General features: G+C 50.2%; 15 protein-coding genes. 12 read left to right on the top strand and 3 right to left on the bottom strand.

Going from position 1 to position 17,295, the window contains the following annotated elements:
- The first annotated feature begins 1 nt into the window (after nucleotide 1).
- From Q0499_RS04365 to pepQ, 6 genes are all read left to right on the top strand, one after another.
- A complete protein-coding gene (locus Q0499_RS04365) occupies nucleotides 2-952 on the top strand; it encodes an ABC transporter permease (RefSeq protein ID WP_299196677.1) in 951 nt (316 codons plus the stop codon).
- A gap of 3 nt (nucleotides 953-955) precedes the next feature.
- Nucleotides 956-1,948 carry an ABC transporter ATP-binding protein gene (locus Q0499_RS04370; protein ID WP_299196679.1) on the top strand — a complete coding sequence of 331 codons (993 nt, stop codon included), beginning with the start codon at nucleotides 956-958 and terminating at the stop codon, nucleotides 1,946-1,948.
- Nucleotides 1,949-1,950: 2 nt separating this feature from the next.
- On the top strand, nucleotides 1,951-2,970 hold the full coding sequence (locus Q0499_RS04375) for an oligopeptide/dipeptide ABC transporter ATP-binding protein (protein ID WP_299196682.1): 1,020 nt from the start codon (nucleotides 1,951-1,953) through the stop codon (nucleotides 2,968-2,970).
- 73 nt (nucleotides 2,971-3,043) lie between these two features.
- Entirely contained in the window at nucleotides 3,044-4,180 is a 1,137-nt protein-coding gene (locus tag Q0499_RS04380) for a M14-type cytosolic carboxypeptidase (protein ID WP_299196691.1), read from the top strand.
- A gap of 55 nt (nucleotides 4,181-4,235) precedes the next feature.
- A complete protein-coding gene (locus tag Q0499_RS04385) occupies nucleotides 4,236-5,183 on the top strand; it encodes a LysR family transcriptional regulator (protein WP_299196695.1) in 948 nt (315 codons plus the stop codon).
- A complete protein-coding gene (gene pepQ / locus Q0499_RS04390; protein WP_299196698.1) occupies nucleotides 5,180-6,511 on the top strand; it encodes a Xaa-Pro dipeptidase in 1,332 nt (443 codons plus the stop codon). The genes Q0499_RS04385 and pepQ overlap by 4 nt, the downstream gene beginning before the upstream one ends.
- Nucleotides 6,512-6,680: 169 nt before the next feature.
- Here pepQ and Q0499_RS04395 read toward each other — a convergent pair whose 3' ends face one another.
- Nucleotides 6,681-7,151, bottom strand: coding sequence for a nucleoside triphosphate pyrophosphohydrolase family protein (locus Q0499_RS04395; protein ID WP_299196700.1), 471 nt, complete (start codon nucleotides 7,149-7,151; stop codon nucleotides 6,681-6,683).
- 223 nt (nucleotides 7,152-7,374) lie between these two features.
- Between Q0499_RS04395 and hutC the strand changes: the two genes are divergently transcribed.
- The 5 genes from hutC to hutH all read left to right on the top strand — a co-directional run bounded on the left by hutC (nucleotide 7,375) and on the right by hutH (nucleotide 14,006).
- A complete protein-coding gene (gene hutC, locus Q0499_RS04400) occupies nucleotides 7,375-8,085 on the top strand; it encodes a histidine utilization repressor (RefSeq protein WP_299196708.1) in 711 nt (236 codons plus the stop codon).
- A gap of 409 nt (nucleotides 8,086-8,494) precedes the next feature.
- Nucleotides 8,495-9,724 carry an imidazolonepropionase gene (hutI, locus tag Q0499_RS04405; protein WP_299196713.1) on the top strand — a complete coding sequence of 410 codons (1,230 nt, stop codon included), beginning with the start codon at nucleotides 8,495-8,497 and terminating at the stop codon, nucleotides 9,722-9,724.
- Entirely contained in the window at nucleotides 9,717-10,697 is a 981-nt protein-coding gene (gene hutG, locus Q0499_RS04410; RefSeq protein ID WP_299196716.1) for a formimidoylglutamase, read from the top strand. The genes hutI and hutG overlap by 8 nt, the downstream gene beginning before the upstream one ends.
- A 5-nt stretch (nucleotides 10,698-10,702) precedes the next feature.
- Complete coding sequence (hutU, locus tag Q0499_RS04415) at nucleotides 10,703-12,376, top strand: urocanate hydratase (protein ID WP_299196718.1); 1,674 nt, start codon at nucleotides 10,703-10,705, stop codon at nucleotides 12,374-12,376.
- A gap of 97 nt (nucleotides 12,377-12,473) precedes the next feature.
- Nucleotides 12,474-14,006, top strand: coding sequence for a histidine ammonia-lyase (gene hutH, locus Q0499_RS04420; protein WP_299196724.1), 1,533 nt, complete (start codon nucleotides 12,474-12,476; stop codon nucleotides 14,004-14,006).
- Between the two features lie 212 nt (nucleotides 14,007-14,218).
- On the opposite strand, the gene Q0499_RS04425 is transcribed toward hutH, so the two are convergent.
- Nucleotides 14,219-15,124 (bottom strand): AEC family transporter, encoded by a 906-nt coding sequence (locus tag Q0499_RS04425; protein WP_299196731.1) that lies wholly within the window; start codon nucleotides 15,122-15,124, stop codon nucleotides 14,219-14,221.
- 301 nt (nucleotides 15,125-15,425) lie between these two features.
- Between Q0499_RS04425 and Q0499_RS04430 the strand changes: the two genes are divergently transcribed.
- Entirely contained in the window at nucleotides 15,426-16,385 is a 960-nt protein-coding gene (locus Q0499_RS04430) for an AraC family transcriptional regulator (protein WP_299196734.1), read from the top strand.
- Between the two features lie 84 nt (nucleotides 16,386-16,469).
- On the opposite strand, the gene Q0499_RS04435 is transcribed toward Q0499_RS04430, so the two are convergent.
- Nucleotides 16,470-17,273 (bottom strand): IclR family transcriptional regulator, encoded by an 804-nt coding sequence (locus Q0499_RS04435; RefSeq protein ID WP_299196735.1) that lies wholly within the window; start codon nucleotides 17,271-17,273, stop codon nucleotides 16,470-16,472.
- Between the last annotated feature and the right edge of the window lie 22 nt (nucleotides 17,274-17,295).

Here is a 17,295-nt window from a genome sequence, read left to right on the forward strand (position 1 = left end):
GATGTCTGAGTCTACTCCAAATATGCAACAGCACCCTACGGCATTACAGCGTTTTAAAGAATCTCATTTTTGGCATAGCTTTAAAGCAGACCGCGTGGCGCAACTGAGTTTTATCATTTTTGTAACCTATGCAGTGCTGGCTATGTCTGCTTCATTTATTGCACCGTTTGATCCTTACGATGCTTCTCAAATAGATATTATGAACTCAGAAATTCCACCCAGTTGGCAAGATGAGGGTGAGGCGAGCTTTCCTCTCGGGACTGATGCACAAGGCCGGGATATGCTGTCGACAATTCTTTATGGCACGCGGGTATCCTTGATGATTGGTCTCTGTGCTGTGGCGTTGCAGGCGCTACTGGGTATCGTTATTGGGTTAACCGCAGGATACCTCGGCGGCAGAGTCGATAGCTTTCTGATGCGCATAGCCGATATTCAGTTGTCTTTCTCAACACTCATGGTCGCGATTATCGTGTTAGCGGTGTTCCAGGCGACCTTTGGTACCGAACTGTATCAACAGCTTGCCATGCTGATGTTGATATTGGTGATAGGTATTGCCGAATGGCCGCAATATGCGCGGACAATTCGTGCCTCTGTACTGGCTGAAAAAAAGAAGGAGTATGTTGATGCCGCCAGAGTGATGGGGTTTGGACGGTTGAGAATTATGTTCCGTCACATCTTGCCTAATACCCTGTCACCTATTCTTGTTATCTCTACAGTACAGATCGCGAATGCGATCATATCTGAAGCGTCTCTGTCCTTTTTAGGGCTTGGTATGCCGGTTTCTCAACCCTCTTTAGGGTCGTTAATCTCCAGTGGTTTTGAGTACATCTTTTCTGGCGCATGGTGGATTACCGTTATTCCAGGTGTTGTTCTAGTTGTACTGGTGCTGGTGATGAACCTGCTGGGTGACTGGATGCGCGATGTACTTAACCCAAAACTGTATAAGGGGTAACACATGCCTTTGTTAGAAGTTAACAATTTAGATGTGTGTTTTGGCCTCCGTAGTGGCGCGGTCAAAGCATTACGGGATGTCAGTTTTACATTGGAACGTGGGGAGCGTCTTGGGGTCGTTGGTGAATCCGGAGCGGGTAAGTCGGTACTGGGGTTCTCGATTATTAATCTATTATCCCGTCCTGGTCACATTTCCTCAGGAAGTGTTCATTTCGAGGGTAAAGATCTGGCTAGTTTAGCCCCCGGTGAGTTGCGGTCGATTCGCGGTAATCGTATCTCGATGATTTTCCAGGATCCTATGATGACCCTGAACCCGGTGTTGACCATCGGTGTGCAGATGATCGAGTGTTTATTAGCACATCGCCGGATGTCTAAGGCCGATGCTAAGCGTGTTGCTTTAAAAAAACTCCAACAAGTGCAAATTCCATCACCGGAAAAACGCTTGGATCAATATCCCCATGAACTGTCTGGTGGTATGCGACAGCGCATTGTTATCGCGATTGGCCTGTTGCTCGACCCGGATCTGATTATTGCTGATGAGCCAACAACCGCACTGGATGTGACGATACAAGCTGAAATTATGGATTTGATGCTCAATCTTTGTGAGCAGAATAATGTAGCTTTGATTCTGATTACCCATGATTTAGGGGTTGTCTCGCAGGTTACGCAGCGCATGCTGGTGATGTATGCCGGGCGCATTATTGAGCAGGGCCCGACGAAAGAGGTGATTAATGATGCTCAGCATCCTTATACCCAGGGGTTAATGAATGCCTTACCTCAGATGGCCATTCCCGGACAGAAATTGAATCAGATTAAAGGCTCTATGCCACCATTACAGGATATTCCAAAAGGGTGTTCGTTTAACCCCCGTTGTGAATACGTGATGGATATCTGTCACCAGGCATTACCGCCTTTCACTCGTTCGGGTAACTGTCAGGTTGCTTGTCATATGATGGCTGAATCGGCGCAAGACAAATTGCAGTTAAAAGAGGTTTGAAGATGGCAGAGCAGAATAATTCACTTGTACAGATTAGTGATCTGTACAAACGCTTTTCTATCTCTGGCGATTTGCTGGATCAATTGCAATTTAAAGGTGGAAAACTAACTCGTCGCAAGGAGTATGTTCACGCCATTAATGGGGTATCCCTGAGTGTCATGAAGGGCGAAGCGCTTTGTGTGGTGGGTGAGTCGGGTTGTGGTAAATCAACCGTTGCCAGAACGGTAATGGGATTATTAACCCCAACGGCGGGACAAATCTCTTATCGTGGCGAACGTATTGATAATCTGAGTGATAAGCAGATGCTGCCTTATCGTAAAAAGATGCAGATGATTTTCCAAAATCCGTATGCATCTTTGAACCCACGTATGACCATTATGGAAACGCTGAAAGAGCCGATACGTTTCCATAATCCATCGATGGCAGCATCGGAAATTCGCGACAAAATTGCAGAAGTTATGTTGTCGGTCGGTGTGGACCCTAGCTGGGGAGAGCGTTACTCCCATGAGTTTTCCGGTGGTCAGAGACAGCGTATCAGTATTGCGCGTGCGTTAGCGGTTGATCCGGAATTTATCGTAGCAGATGAGCCCATTTCTGCTTTGGACGTGTCAATTCAGGCGCAGGTACTGAATTTAATGATGGAGGCGCAAGAGCAGCGAAACCTGACCTACTTGTTTATTACCCATGATCTTGCTGTGGTTGAGCACTTTGGTACTCGGGTTGCTGTTATGTATTTAGGCACCTTGTGTGAACTTGCGCCGACAAAACAGCTCTTTTCCAATCCTCGCCACCCCTATACCCAGGCGTTAATGTCGGCTATTCCCCGTTTAGAAGATAACCGCCCCGATTACATCAAGCTTAGCGGTGAGGTGCCAACCCCCGTGAATTTACCAACTGGCTGCGTGTTTCATGGCCGTTGTCCCCATGCAAACGAGCGTTGTAGGCAAGAGATCCCGACACTGACACTGCTTGATGATGGTACTCAGGTTGCCTGTCATGGGGTAGAAGAGAATCGAGTGTAGTTCAGGCCTCAGGGTTGGAACTGTGTTGAAGTTATCTCTGAGTTTATAAAGCTATTGAGTGAAGGTAAATTGCATGCTTAAGGTTAGCAGTCAGTTTGATGCGGGTAATATTGAAGTCGTAGCGTGTGATAAGCGTGACGATATTCAATTAAAGATTTCTAACGATCGAAACTCCGGGTTCTTTCAGTGGTTTTACTATCGTTTGCAAGGCGGAGCAGGTGAAGCGTTACGAATGCGCATTCTTAACGCGGGGGAGGCGGCTTATCCCGACGGTTGGCAGGATTACAAAGCGGTCGCCTCTTATGATCGACAGGAATGGTTTCGGGTGCCGACCCGGTATGCGAATGGCGAACTTATCATTGATCACCAGCCCGAACAGAACAGTGTTTATTATGCGTATTTTGCCCCCTATAGCTTTGAACAACACCTTGATTTGATTGCTGTGGCGCAACAGTCAGCATTATGTGACGTTCAGGATATTGGTCGTTCATTAGATGGTCGGGATATTAACTTATTGCGAATTACCGCTGATCACACTGACGATAATCCGAAGATAAATGTGTGGGTCACCGCACGCCAGCATCCGGGAGAGACCATGGCAGAATGGTTTGTTGAGGGTATGCTGGAGCGGCTTCTGGATGAAGAGGATGCCTTGTCGGGCTGGCTATTAGAGCGCTGCGTCTTTTGGGTTGTCCCTAATATGAATCCTGATGGCTCCGTCCGTGGCCACCTTCGAACCAATGCTGCCGGTGTTAATCTCAATCGGGAATGGCAAACACCAACATTGGAAAAAAGCCCTGAAGTTCTCTATGTCAGAGAACAGATGATGACTAAAGGCGTTGACCTGTATCTTGATATTCATGGTGATGAAGCATTACCCTGTAATTTCATTGCCGGGCAGATCGGTGCACCTGATGTATCTGAGAAAACTCTGTCTGAAGAGGCTCAGTTTAAGCATGATCTTCATCGTGTAACCCCGGATTTTCAGCTAGAAAGAGGTTATGAGCCCGGTAAGTTTGGCCCGGAAACTTTAACGATAGCGTCGTTTTGGGTTGGTAACCATTTTAAGTGCCCTGCAATGACTTTAGAGATGCCTTTTAAAGATCATGATGAACGCCCTGATCCGGTTTATGGCTGGTCAACAGAGCGTTCGCGAAAACTTGGTGCGTCTATATTGCATCCAATCAAAGATTGGCTGTCGGCTTGCTGATGTTGACAGATTCAGAGGCGGGTATGGAGCTTATAATGTGCGGAGCATATGACCTATGGAGATAAGGTGGTTAGATGACTTTATCGCCCTGGCCCGTACTCGACATTTTTCCCGTGCGGCGGAAGAGCGAAATGTTACCCAGCCGACGTTGAGTCGACGTATAAAATTGCTTGAAGACGAGATGGGGGTGACGCTGATTGATAGAAATACCCTGCCGTTGAGCTTAACGCCCGCCGGTGAGATTTTTCTTTCCGGTGCCGAGAATATGTCACGCATAGCCCGTGATACTAAGTCCCAATGTCGGGAGATCCGGAAACAGGTAGAAAGCCGTTTACGCTTTGCCACCACGCAAACCCTATATTTGTTGTTTTATCGGAGTTGGTTGATGCCAGCCTCTGAGCGACATAGTATTTCTATTGATCTGAACCTGAACTCAACCTCCTGGGCCGCGAGCGATTTTATATCCGCTTTAACCCAGGGGCAATGTGATCTGGTATTGTGCTACTGGCATCCCATGATTACTTTTATACAAGATCTGGAAGGGCCAGAGTTTGAATATCTGGTTGTCTGTGAAGAGGAGTTGGTTCCGGTAACCGCCTTAGGGGAAGATAATCTTCCGCTGTATCAACTGCCTGGAAGCTCCCGTAATCCTCTCCCTTATATCAGTTATCACCCGGGTTCATTCTTAAGGCCCCTGGTTGATTATTCGCTTCTCAAAGTAGCACAGCCTCCACATCTGCTAACTATCAATGAAAATATGCACTCAGTCAGTGTAAAAGCGATGATTAAAGAGGGCTTTGGTGTTGGCTGGTTACAAAAACGTTTAATTAGTAAGAACCTTATCCATAACAGCCTTGCATTGGCAGGGAACGAGCAATGGAATATTCCCCTGCAAATTCGTTTATATCGCTTGAAAGATAGCCACCGTGCAACGCTTGATCCTTTTTGGGAGACGATGCGTGAAGAACTACAAACTGACGGGCTTATCGAGGTGCCTTCATGATCGACGTTCTGTATCAAGATCACTTAGCTATTCTGCAGCAACGCGCTGCCCATCTGTTAGAGCAACATCAGCTGGATGCTGTGTTGATTCACTCAGGAAGCACTAAAAACTACTTTCTTGATGACTATGCCCCGGTGTTTAAACCCAACCCTCATTTCGTACATTGGATGCCGTTTCTGAGAGAACAGCCAGAGTGCTGGCTACTTATCCAACCTGCCAGTAAACCCATCCTGTTCATCTATTCGCCTGATGATTTCTGGCACATGACTGCGTCTGAACCCAGTGACTTCTGGAATCAGTTATTTGATATCCATTTATATACAGACCGGGCAGCACAGCTAAAACAGTTTAATATTGCGGGTAATGTTGCATTAATCGCTGAAAACCCCGTTGAGCTACCTCAGTTAAGCGTTAAGCATAACCCCGAGGCATTGATGCATGCTTTGCACTTCCAGCGGGCCGAAAAAACACCCTGGGAGCAGCATTGTATTCGTCAGGCGAACCGCATCGCGATTAAAGGTCATCGCTTTACGCAACAGGGGTTCTTTGACGGGTTAAGTGAGTTTGAATTACATCAGGGCTATCTGGCTGCCACCGCTCAGCTGGAAAAAGAGTTACCTTACAGTAATATTGTTGGCCTGAATGAACATGCTGCCGTGTTGCATTATCAGCATAAAGATCGCACTGCTCCTGAGCAGCACAGAGCCCTGTTGGTCGATGCTGGAGCGGTCTGCCATGGTTATGTCGCTGATATTACGCGCACAGTCAGTCAGGGACATCAGGATTTTGATGCGATACTGGTGGCGATGGATCAGGCCCAACAGGCGTTAACGGAGTCAATTAAACCGGGCGTCAGTTTTCTTGCACTGCACCAACAGATGCATCAGAAACTGTTTTCGATATTATCTACTGCCGGCATAGTGAAGTCTGATGCGGGCCTCGATCCATCGGATAAAGTTGCAATTACGCGGACTTTTTATCCCCATGGTCTGGGGCACTTACTGGGCATACAGGTGCATGATATTGGTGGCTGGCAACAGAACATCAAAGGCTCAATGTCAGCGCCACCGGAGCAACATCCATTTTTACGTTTAACCCGCCTGTTAACCGAACAGATGGTTGTCACTATTGAGCCCGGATTATATTTTATTCCGTTATTGCTGGAGCAATTAAAGTCCACACCCCTTGCTCGTCATATTAACTGGCCGTTAGTTAATGAGCTTACGCCATGGGGGGGAATACGTATTGAAGATAATGTTTGCGTTACCGCTACAGGTGCTGAGAATTACACCCGGGATGCCTTTAATGACCCGATTATTGCGCTCTGATTTACTGATGTCTGAGTCACATATTGGACGTCGGGTAAAATGCTTATTTTTACGGTTAAGATCTATTTTTATTGATGTTGTTGGCGAATAGATCTTTAACCGGCCTCGTTAGCTAACAAAAAACGGTGCATAAATGCACCGTTTTTTTGGCAGCTTTCAGTCTGAATATTTAACCCAGCTTTGGCTCATGCCAGTTAATGCATTTAAGAAACTTATGCGCAGGGTAGAACTTACCGTCCTTGCCGGTCTGATCTTCTGACGACTTAACAAAGGCTTTAGGCAGATCGCCGCCACTGTATACATCGATACCCACTTCTGAACGATAGTAGGCCAGAGTCTCTTCAATCTCAGCTTCGGTTTTGCACAGTTTAGACAGGTTGCTTTCCTGAACCGCTGCCATATCTTTATCCGCATCGATACCCAGCACATGGGCCATGCCATAGGTGACCACTAGAATATCAGCCACAGCATCACGTACTTCAGACATATCTTTGTTCTGAATCCCTTCAACCAGTTCCGCCAGTTCTTCTTGTATCAGGTGTAACTGCTTACCCGCTTTTTCCCAGTCAGGATTGTCTAGGTTGCCCAGCTTATTGCCAAATACAGTGTTCAAAAAGGAAACGTCGGTGAAATTACTCATGGTTGTATGCATACCGTTAACAGTTAAAAACGGCCTATATGATGAACGTTTAAATCCTGAAGCGCAATTTGAAATCGGCTGGTCATTGAGTGGGAGGTGCGACCGCTCAGAAATAGCTTATCTGCTGTACGGTGGTCATCATTATATCGCCCGGGCTAAGTAAATCTGACAACTCAGGCCTGAATAGATACAATCAATTTTTTACACCGTGATGAGGGAGCTTGTGAGCAACAGACCGCGCTACCAGCAGATTAAAGGCTATATTCTGGACGGCATTAAACAGGGGACCTATACCTCTGGCAGTAAAATCCCGGCCGAAGTTGAGCTGGCGAAACAGTTTGAAGTCAGCAGGATGACGGTCAATAAAGCGATCAGGGATCTGGTGCAGGAAAACCTGCTGGTGCGTTATCCGGGCATGGGCACCTTTGTCACCGATGCTAAAGCGGAATCACCGCTGGTGGATATCCGTAATATCGCTGAAGAGGTAGTACAGCGGGGGCACCGTTACAGCTGTTCGGTCATCAAACTGCAAGAAGCGATAGCGGATGAGGTGATTGCGATGCAGATGGGTGTTCCGGTAGGTACGGCATTGTATCGCTCGGTGATCGTGCATCGGGAAAACGATCTGCCCATTCAGCTGGAAAATCGTTTCGTTATCGCCCGCCTGTTGCCAGATTATCTGAAGCAGGACTTCACTGCCGGTACGCCTCACGAATATTTGTCAAAAATGTATCCCGTGTCGAATGTGGAACATATCGTCGAAGCGATCCTGCCGGATTCGAATGCGCAGAAGTTGCTGGATATCGACACCAATACCCCCTGTCTTTTAGTCAATCGCCGCACCTGGTCCGATGATCGTCTGGTTAGCTTTGCCTGTCTGACCTATCCCGGCACCCGTTATAAGTTACGTTCGCTGGCGTCACCGGGCGCGTAAGTGTTCTATTATTGCTGACTAACTCTTTAATTAGTCAGAGGCACCGTTCAGTTACTTCCTCTTTGTTCATCTATCAAATAGCGGAACAGCTCTGTTCCCGTACCGTTATCACTGTCGCTATTATAAGGGCTATTACAAGGCTTCGGCTTTGTTATGTCTATACATATACTCAGATCTGTTCAGTTCGTTGTATGCCCATTTTTCCTGTCTGGGTCGGGACGAATAACGAATATTTTGTAAGCAGAGTAAGCCAAGTCTGATCTATCTATTCCTATAATCTATAAGGCGTTTTTCCGCCATATCAACTTCCATTCAGGTTCAGCGTCAGCAATATTAATAAAAAGAGTTTGGCTTCAATAAAATGCAGTGGTATATATATGTATATACAAAGTGTTTCTGAGGTGTTTCTGTGTTTAAGCGCTGTGAGAAAATCTGGATCAATGTCAACTGTGCAACGCTGGATCCGAATATCGAAGCCCCCTATGGGGCTTTGAACGATCAGGCGGTCGGGGTTCGGGATGGCAAGATCGTGGCGATTGCATCAATGTCTGAGCTCGATCTGAACACTGTGACAGCTGAGCTGATCGATGCTCGGGGCGGCTGGATGACACCAGGCCTGATTGATGCGCATACCCATCTGGTCTATGCCGGTAATCGCGCTGAGGAGTTTGAACAGCGCCTGTTGGGTGTGAGTTATGCCGAGATCGCCCGACAGGGCGGCGGTATTTTGTCGACGGTGAATGCGACCCGTAACGCGACGGTCGATCAGCTGGTGGAGTTGTCCCAGCCGCGTCTGCAAGCGTTGATGGCGGAAGGGGTGACCACGGTCGAGATTAAGTCAGGCTATGGACTCAGTCTTGAGGCAGAACTGAATATGCTGCGGGCGGCTAAACAGCTGGCTGAACAAACCCCGGTCAGGGTGTCGACGACGTTGCTGGGTGCCCATGCGCTACCACCCGAGTATAGCGATGATGCAGAGGGCTATATCGATCTGGTGTGCAATGAACTGATTCCAGCAGCGGCCAGTGAAGGATTGGCTGATGCGGTGGATGTGTTCTGCGAAAGCATCGCGTTTTCTCCGGCCCAATGTGATCGGGTGTTCCGGGCTGCCCGGGCCCACGGTCTGGGGATTCATGCCCATGCTGAACAGTTAAGCAATCTGCACGGGGCGGAACTGGCGGCCCGTTATGGTGCCTGGTCGGCTGATCATCTGGAGTGGTTAGATGAGGCGGGGGTTAAAGCAATGGCCGGGCAGGGCACCGTCGCAACTCTCCTGCCCGGTGCCTTTTATTTCTTGCGCGAAACAAAGCTGCCGCCGATCGAATTGCTGCGTAACTACCGGGTGCCGATGGCTATTGCCACCGACCTGAATCCCGGTTCCTCGCCGCTGGCATCGCTGCAACTGATGATGAACATGGCCTGCACACTGTTCCGCCTGACGCCGGAAGAGGCGCTCGCGGGGGTCACCCGTTATGGGGCGCAGGCTCTCGGTTCAGCTGCGGATATAGGGATGCTTCGCGAGGGGATGCTGGCTGATATGGTGCTCTGGGATATCGCTCATCCGGCTGAGCTGGCCTGTCAGTTTGGCGTCAATCCGATCCGCCAGCGAATTGTCGCCGGGGAGGTAACCCATGTCTGAATACTCAACGGCGTTTGACGCTATCTGGAAAGGCCGTATTGATACGGAAGAGTTGCCAGAACTGGCCAATCGTCTGCATCAGCAGATTCAACCGCTGACTGCCGGGACTGCGGCTGAGACCGCTGACAGTGTGGCGATTATCGGCTTTTGCAGCGATGCAGGAGTGCGCCGAAACCGGGGCCGTGTTGGCGCTCGCCGGGCACCGGATCTGCTGCGCAGTGCGCTGGCCAGCCTGCCCTGGTCTGTCTCCCGGCCGGCCTGGGATGCCGGTAATGTGGTGTGCGAGGGCGATGAGTTAGAAGCGGCTCATCAGGCGCTGGCGGATCAGGTGCAGGATTGTCTGAGCGCAGGTCACTTTCCGGTTGTTCTGGGTGGTGGCCATGAGGTTGCTTATGGCAGCTGGTTAGGGTTGAGCCACTATCTGCAGGGGCAGAGTGACATATCCGGCAGTATGCCCAACATCGGCATTATCAACTTTGATGCTCACTTCGATATGCGTTTGGATAGCAACGGCTGTAGCTCCGGCACGCCGTTTTATCAGATTGCACAACAGTGTCAGGCCAATAACTGGCCGTTTAAGTACTGCTGTCTCGGTGTCAGTGAGATGTCGAACACCGCCGCGCTGTTCCAGCGAGCCGATCAGCTGCATGTCACTTACCGTAAGGACAGTGAGCTGGATATTACCCGACTGACTGAAACAACGCTTCTGCTACAACAATTTATGGCCGACTGCGACCAGCTCTATCTGACCATCGATTTAGATGTGCTGCCGGCAGCGGTGGCTCCCGGTGTCAGTGCTCCCGCCGCCCGGGGGGTAGGGCTGGAGATACTGGAACCGCTGATCGAAACGATTATCGCAACCGGCAAACTGAAACTGGCCGATCTTGCCGAATACAACCCTGAATTTGATATTGATAACCGGACCGCACGCGTTGCTGCGCGTCTGTTCCACTGTATTGTTAAACGAGGATAAGAAAAATGAACGATACCCGCCACGACGCCAGTCGCATTATTAAAGCGCCGACCGGAACTGAGCTGAGTTGTAAGAGCTGGCTGACTGAAGCGCCGATGCGGATGCTTATGAACAACCTGCATCCGGACGTTGCCGAGAAGCCGGAGGATCTGGTGGTTTACGGCGGCATCGGTCGTGCAGCGCGCAACTGGGCGTGCTATGACAAGATTATTGAGGTGCTGCAGCGACTGGAAGAAGATGAAACCCTGCTGATTCAGTCCGGTAAGCCGGTGGGGGTGTTTCAAACCCATGCGGATGCCCCCCGGGTGCTGATTGCCAACTCCAATCTGGTGCCCCATTGGGCGACCTGGGAACACTTCAATGAACTGGATAAGCAGGGCCTGATGATGTACGGCCAGATGACCGCGGGATCATGGGTCTATATCGGTTCGCAGGGGATTGTGCAGGGGACCTACGAGACCTTTGCCGCGATGGCGAAAAAGCACTTTGGGGGTGATGCCTCTGGCCGCTGGGTACTGACCGGTGGTCTGGGGGGAATGGGGGGGGCTCAGCCCCTGGCGGCAACCATGGCCGGGTTCTCCTGTATTACCGTCGAGTGTGATGAGACCCGCATCGATTTCCGTCTGCGAACCCGCTATGTCGACAAGAAAGCCTATACCCTGGATGAAGCGCTGGATATGATCGCCAGCGCTAAAGCTAAGGGCGAAGTGGTTTCGGTAGGCTTGCTGGGTAACTGCGCGGATATCTTCCCGGAAATGGTTGAACGGGGTATCACACCCGACGTGGTGACCGACCAGACCAGTGCCCATGATCCTTTGAACGGTTATCTGCCGAAGGGCTGGACGCTTGAGTACGCAGCGCAGATGCGCCTGAAAGATGAAGCGGCGGTGGTCGATGCTGCAAAAGAGTCGATGGCGGTTCAGGTGCGGGCGATGCTGGCTCTGCAAAGCCAGGGTGCAGCGACCACGGATTATGGTAACAACATCCGTCAGATGGCTTTAGATAAGGGGGTCGATAACGCCTTCGACTTCCCCGGATTTGTGCCCGCCTATATCCGGCCGCTGTTCTGTGAGGGGATCGGTCCTTTCCGCTGGGTAGCGTTGTCCGGTGATCCTGAAGATATCTATAAAACTGATCAGAAGGTCAAAGAGCTGATTCCGGATGATCCGCATCTGCATAACTGGCTGGATATGGCCCGTGAACGGATCGCTTTTCAGGGGCTGCCGGCGCGGATCTGCTGGGTAGGGTTGAAGGATCGTCAGCGCCTGGCGCTGGCATTTAACGAGATGGTCAGAAATGGAGAGTTGAAAGCGCCGGTGGTAATCGGCAGGGATCACCTTGATTCAGGCTCGGTAGCCAGCCCCAACCGGGAAACGGAAGCGATGCTGGATGGCTCCGATGCGGTGTCCGACTGGCCGTTGCTGAATGCCCTGTTGAATACCGCCGGTGGAGCCACCTGGGTGTCGCTGCATCATGGCGGTGGTGTAGGCATGGGCTTTAGTCAGCACGCCGGAGTGGTAATTGTTGCGGATGGTACTGAGGCTGCGGAAAAACGCCTGGCGCGGGTGCTGCGCAATGATCCGGGCACCGGCGTGATGCGTCATGCGGATGCCGGTTATGATATTGCCATCGATTGCGCCCGGGAGCAGGGGCTGGATCTGCCGATGCTGAACAGATAAAAAATCAACTATAACTGATAGTGTATTGCTCATTGGGCCTGATCGACGTCGGGCCTGATTTGATGCAGGCGATAAACATTTTTTAGGAATTATCCTGATGTATCAACTTACTGTTAACCCGGGGCATCTCTCCCTGGCTGAATTACGCCGAATTAACCATGAGCCGGTGTCGCTGTCTCTCGATCCCGCCTGTCATGATAGGATTCATGCCAGTAGTGCGGCGGTTGAACGGGTCATCGAAGCGGGACGGGTTGTCTATGGGATCAACACCGGCTTTGGTCTGCTGGCAAATACCCGTATCGCCATTGAAGATCTGGCGCTGCTACAGCGCAGTATTGTTCTGTCTCATGCTGCGGGTGTGGGTGAACTCATGGCTGAATCGACTGTACGGTTGATGATGACTCTGAAGATCAACTCGCTGGCACGGGGTTTTTCCGGAATCCGTCTGGAAATTATAGAAGCGCTGATCAAACTGGTTAATGCTGAAGTTTACCCCTGTGTCCCGCAGAAAGGCTCGGTCGGGGCTTCCGGTGATCTGGCGCCACTGGCACATATGAGCACCGTACTGCTGGGTGAAGGTGAAGTGACTTATAACGGTGAGCGCATGTCGGGTGCCGAGGGCCTGCGGATCGCCGGGCTGGAACCGATCGCTCTGGCACCTAAAGAGGGGTTGGCGCTGCTGAATGGCACCCAGGCATCTACCGCCTTTGCGCTGCAGGGGCTGTTTGCCGCCGAAGATCTGTTTGCAGCAGCGATTATATCCGGATCCCTGTCTGTGGAAGCGGCGCTGGGTAGCCGTCGGCCGTTTGATCCCCGGGTACATGAAGTGCGCGGGCAACAGGGGCAGATCGATGCGGCGACCGCCTACCGTCATCTGCTGGGTGAGCGTTCCGAGATTGGTGACTCCCATGAAGGGTGTGAGAAAGTTCAGGACCCCTATTCACTGCGTTGTCAGCCTCAGGTTATGGGTGCTTGTCTGCAGCAGATTCGGCAGGCGTCAGAGGTTCTGCTGGTAGAAGCCAATGCGGTGTCTGATAATCCGCTGGTGTTTATCGAAACTGATGAGTTTATCTCCGCCGGTAACTTTCATGCCGAACCGGTCGCCATGGTAGCCGATAATCTGGCGCTGGCCATCGCTGAGATCGGGTCGTTGTCTGAGCGGCGCATGGCGCTATTGATCGACTCCAATCTGAGTAAGTTGCCACCGTTTCTGGTTAATAATGGCGGCGTGAACTCTGGCTTTATGATCGCCCAGGTGACCGGTGCGGCCCTGGCCTCGGAGAACAAGTCACTGGCACACCCTGCCAGCGTTGACAGTCTGCCAACCTCGGCCAATCAGGAAGACCATGTATCGATGGCCACCTTCGCCGCTCGCCGGTTGAAGGATATGGCGGACAATACTGCGGGTATTCTGGCGGTTGAACTGCTGGCGGCTTGTCAGGGTGTCGATTTCCGTGCGCCGCTGAAGTCATCAGAACGGGTTGAGGCGGCGAAAGCACAGCTGCGTGAGGTGGTGCCTTTCTATGATAAGGATCGTTACTTCTCACCGGATATTGAAAATGCCAAGCAGCTGATTCAGAGTGCTGCCTATAACGCGTACATGCCGGAGCAACTGCTACCGAGCGTGTAACAGCAATAAGATTGCAAGGGGCTATAACGCTATCAGGTTATTCCTGGTAGCGTCGTGGCTTCGCTGTCGCTGTTATTCCTGTCCAGAAAAGTAAAAGGCAATCTCAGGTTGCACTGCAGGGGGAACGCAGTGAAGCGATCTGATCTTGAAAGCATGCAGATAACATGCATACAGATGATATCTGCTTCACTGGATAATGATGCTCTTCTGTCTCAGGCCAGCGCAGCAATCGAGATAAGACTGAGCAGCGTGGTTAACACCAGCAGTTGTGCAACCCGGGTGGTTGGTGCCCCATAGAGCATGCCAAAAGAGAACACCGCGGTCGTAATCGGTCCCGCTGAACTGAGCATATATTTGCCACTGTCTGGCGTTACCGGCGCGAATAGTGACATAGCGGCCCATACCGTGAATGGAAAGATGATCAGTTTAATTCCTGTAAAGATGCATACCACTCGGTCAAAACGGATGGGAACCTGTGAAAGAACAATACCCAGTGCCACCAGAGCCAGAGGCGCGGCGGCGTGTCCGTTGAAGCTGATAAATGTCTGTATGGGGTCTGCCAGTTTTATATTCAGCAGGTTTAACAACAGTCCTGCTCCGATTGCCTGTACCAGAGGCAGCCGGGTTATGACTCTGAAGACATGCCGCAGTGATGGTTGTTCAGGGCGTGTCAGTTCGAGGGCGAACAGTGTGCCCATAAACAGAATAATGGTATCCAGCGTCAGAATGGCAACAATCGGCAATACGTTCTCCGCGCCATAGAGAAATTGAGAGATAGGCAATACTAAGAAGACATTGTTGACAAAAACACAGCCGACCGACATGAGTACGGCTTCCTGTTTTTGCAGCCCCAGTTTTAGTGCCAGCCAGAATGCCAGACTGATAATGATCAGCTCCGCCAGCATATAGGATAACAAGGGTTCAGGACTAAACTGCTTGAAGGGTACGTTACTCACCAGACCCAATACCAGAATAGGCAGGAAGATGGACGTCGCCACCCAGTTGACGGTTTTAGCCTGTTCGACCGTCATTCGGTTTGTTTTCCCTAAGAAAAACCCCAGCGCCAGAATCGCAAACACCGGTAATACCGGGTTGATCAGCACCTGTAAAATTCCCATGAAGCGTCCTTATTATTGTTAATTCTTATTGGATAGCGGCCGTTCAGCTTACCGATACTAGCAGTAATCTGGATCTGGGCAAGCGTCGAACCGCAGTGGTTTTTTCTGTAAAAGCAAAGCTTTGCTGGTCTTATGTCAACATGGGGAAAGTTAACGACAGCAAGGTGTATCCCGTAAACCGTGCGTCGATATCATCTTGTAAATTATTCATGTTGAAAAGGGCTGGTATTGGTCGCGTAAATTGACTTTAAGAGATTGATTATATATAAATGCATTCATAAATAATAAAAAATGAGTAGTTATGATGTTTAACGAAGTGCTTCAGGGTAGTGCCATCTATCAGGCGCGAGATCCGCAAGTTATATCCGATTACGTCAATCAACACATTGGAACACATAGGATATCTGTTAAGGGTGAGTGCGACCAGAAAGCGTCTATCTGGCATCGAAATTTTTCCGATGTGGCGCTTTCGCGGATAACCTATGGTGGTAATGTCAGGGTGCAGTCAGCTGATCTGGAAGATATCTACCATCTGCAGATAGTGACCAGCGGAGTCTGTGACTGGAGCCTGGCAGATAAAGATCTGAGAGTCAGTGCTGGCGAGGTGCTGCTGCTCAATCCTAATGACAAGGTTGACCTTAACTACTCTGCTGATTGCGAGAAAGTGATCGTCAAAATCCCTAAGAGTGTGATGGTCTCAGCGCTGGCGGAAAAGGTCGCTTATCTGCCAAAGGATGGGGTGAAGTTCGATCATGCGGTACGTAAAACGGCAGATCACCGCTCTCTGATCCACCTGCTGGAGCTTATCTTTATGGAAGCCGAAGCCGCACAATCTGATTTTTCTCAATTGGCACCCTACAGTAGTTTGCTGGCGGTTAAGTTGCTGGACTGCTTTTCAAATAACATTCAGATTCCCGATGAACTGCAGGCGCCGCACTGTTTTTCTGCCATCGACAGCTACATTGCGAATCATATAAAAGATGACCTTTCCATCGATGATTTGGCTACGCTTAGCCGGGTCAGTCAGCGAACCCTCTATAATATTTTTGCCCGGCACAAGTCAGTTACCCCGATGCACTATATTAAGCAGCAGAAGCTGATGCACGTGCACAAAATGTTGCAGGATGGCGAGGGTGGCTGTCGCAATGTCACCGAAGTAGCTTTAGATTTTGGCTTTATGCATCTGGGGCGTTTTTCCAGCGAATATCGCAAGATGTTTGGCGAACTGCCATCTGAAACGTTAAAAAAAAGAAGCCATTAACGCTATTTGAAAGCTGATATCTCATAAAAAAGGCACCTTAAATCGGTGCCTTTTTTATGTCTCGATTACACCGGAACAGGGCGTCTAAATATAGCCTCTCAATTGCTGCGTGGCCGTCTGGCAGGCACTGAGCACCGCCTGCTCATAGAGGCTGCCTTTATCGACCGGTGTGTCACTGGTTTGACCGAGTAGGTTGATGATAGAGCTGATGTTGTTATCAACATCAAAGATGGGCGCGCTGACGACGTTTATATCCGGCAGATAGTCCTGCTTGAAGCGACAGACTTTTTCCTCCCGGATCTCCTCCAGCAGCTTTATAAACGCACTTTTATTCAGCGGCTGTCCCATATGTCTCGGTAGGGCCGGAGGGTTGTCAAAAAATTCATCGACGATCTCCTGACGTCTTTGATCGGGCAGAAACGCCAGAAAAATGCGCCCGGAAGCTGAGGTAAAAGGTGAAAGCTGTGATCCGAGGCGGATATTGACGTTCAGCGAGCGGCTGGAATCAAGCCATTTAATTACCAGAGGGTAGTTACCGTTCCAGATCGCGACGGTAATGGTTCGGTCGTATTCCCGGTGCAGCTTCTCTGCGCAGAGGAAAGCGCTCTGGATCGGATCGATCAGACGTAATGCTGAGATGCCGATTTTCAGACTGCTGGTGGCAAGCGTATATCTTGAGTTACTTTGCTGGTTGATGTAGCCCAGTTTTACCAGGCTAACCAGATATTTATGTAACCGGCTGGGAGACATCTCAGCAAGCTCTGCGAGTGCTTTCAGGGTAACAGGCTTGCCATATTCAGCAATGTGTTCCAGGATCTTCAGGCCCAGCTCTAAAGAGCTGATGCCCTGTTTCTGATCTTTGGGAATGGTAATCGTAGTGTCGATCATACAGTGCTTTGTTCCTTATAGC

It is taken from the genome of uncultured Amphritea sp., from assembly GCF_937127095.1.
Lineage (GTDB): Bacteria > Pseudomonadota > Gammaproteobacteria > Pseudomonadales > Balneatricaceae > Amphritea.

What these genes read in the sequence shown, in the direction of transcription:
- Q0499_RS04395 (WP_299196700.1), bottom strand. Translation starts at nt 7,151, where the DNA reads ATGAGTAATTTCACCGACGTTTCCTTTTTGAACACTGTATTTGGCAAT.
- hutU (WP_299196718.1), top strand. Translation starts at nt 10,703, where the DNA reads ATGAACGATACCCGCCACGACGCCAGTCGCATTATTAAAGCGCCGACC.
- Q0499_RS04375 (WP_299196682.1), top strand. Translation starts at nt 1,951, where the DNA reads ATGGCAGAGCAGAATAATTCACTTGTACAGATTAGTGATCTGTACAAA.
- hutH (WP_299196724.1), top strand. Translation starts at nt 12,474, where the DNA reads ATGTATCAACTTACTGTTAACCCGGGGCATCTCTCCCTGGCTGAATTA.
- Q0499_RS04425 (WP_299196731.1), bottom strand. Translation starts at nt 15,124, where the DNA reads ATGGGAATTTTACAGGTGCTGATCAACCCGGTATTACCGGTGTTTGCG.
- Q0499_RS04365 (WP_299196677.1), top strand. Translation starts at nt 2, where the DNA reads ATGTCTGAGTCTACTCCAAATATGCAACAGCACCCTACGGCATTACAG.
- Q0499_RS04385 (WP_299196695.1), top strand. Translation starts at nt 4,236, where the DNA reads ATGGAGATAAGGTGGTTAGATGACTTTATCGCCCTGGCCCGTACTCGA.
- Q0499_RS04430 (WP_299196734.1), top strand. Translation starts at nt 15,426, where the DNA reads ATGATGTTTAACGAAGTGCTTCAGGGTAGTGCCATCTATCAGGCGCGA.
- Q0499_RS04435 (WP_299196735.1), bottom strand. Translation starts at nt 17,273, where the DNA reads ATGATCGACACTACGATTACCATTCCCAAAGATCAGAAACAGGGCATC.
- Q0499_RS04380 (WP_299196691.1), top strand. Translation starts at nt 3,044, where the DNA reads ATGCTTAAGGTTAGCAGTCAGTTTGATGCGGGTAATATTGAAGTCGTA.
- Q0499_RS04370 (WP_299196679.1), top strand. Translation starts at nt 956, where the DNA reads ATGCCTTTGTTAGAAGTTAACAATTTAGATGTGTGTTTTGGCCTCCGT.
- hutG (WP_299196716.1), top strand. Translation starts at nt 9,717, where the DNA reads ATGTCTGAATACTCAACGGCGTTTGACGCTATCTGGAAAGGCCGTATT.
- pepQ (WP_299196698.1), top strand. Translation starts at nt 5,180, where the DNA reads ATGATCGACGTTCTGTATCAAGATCACTTAGCTATTCTGCAGCAACGC.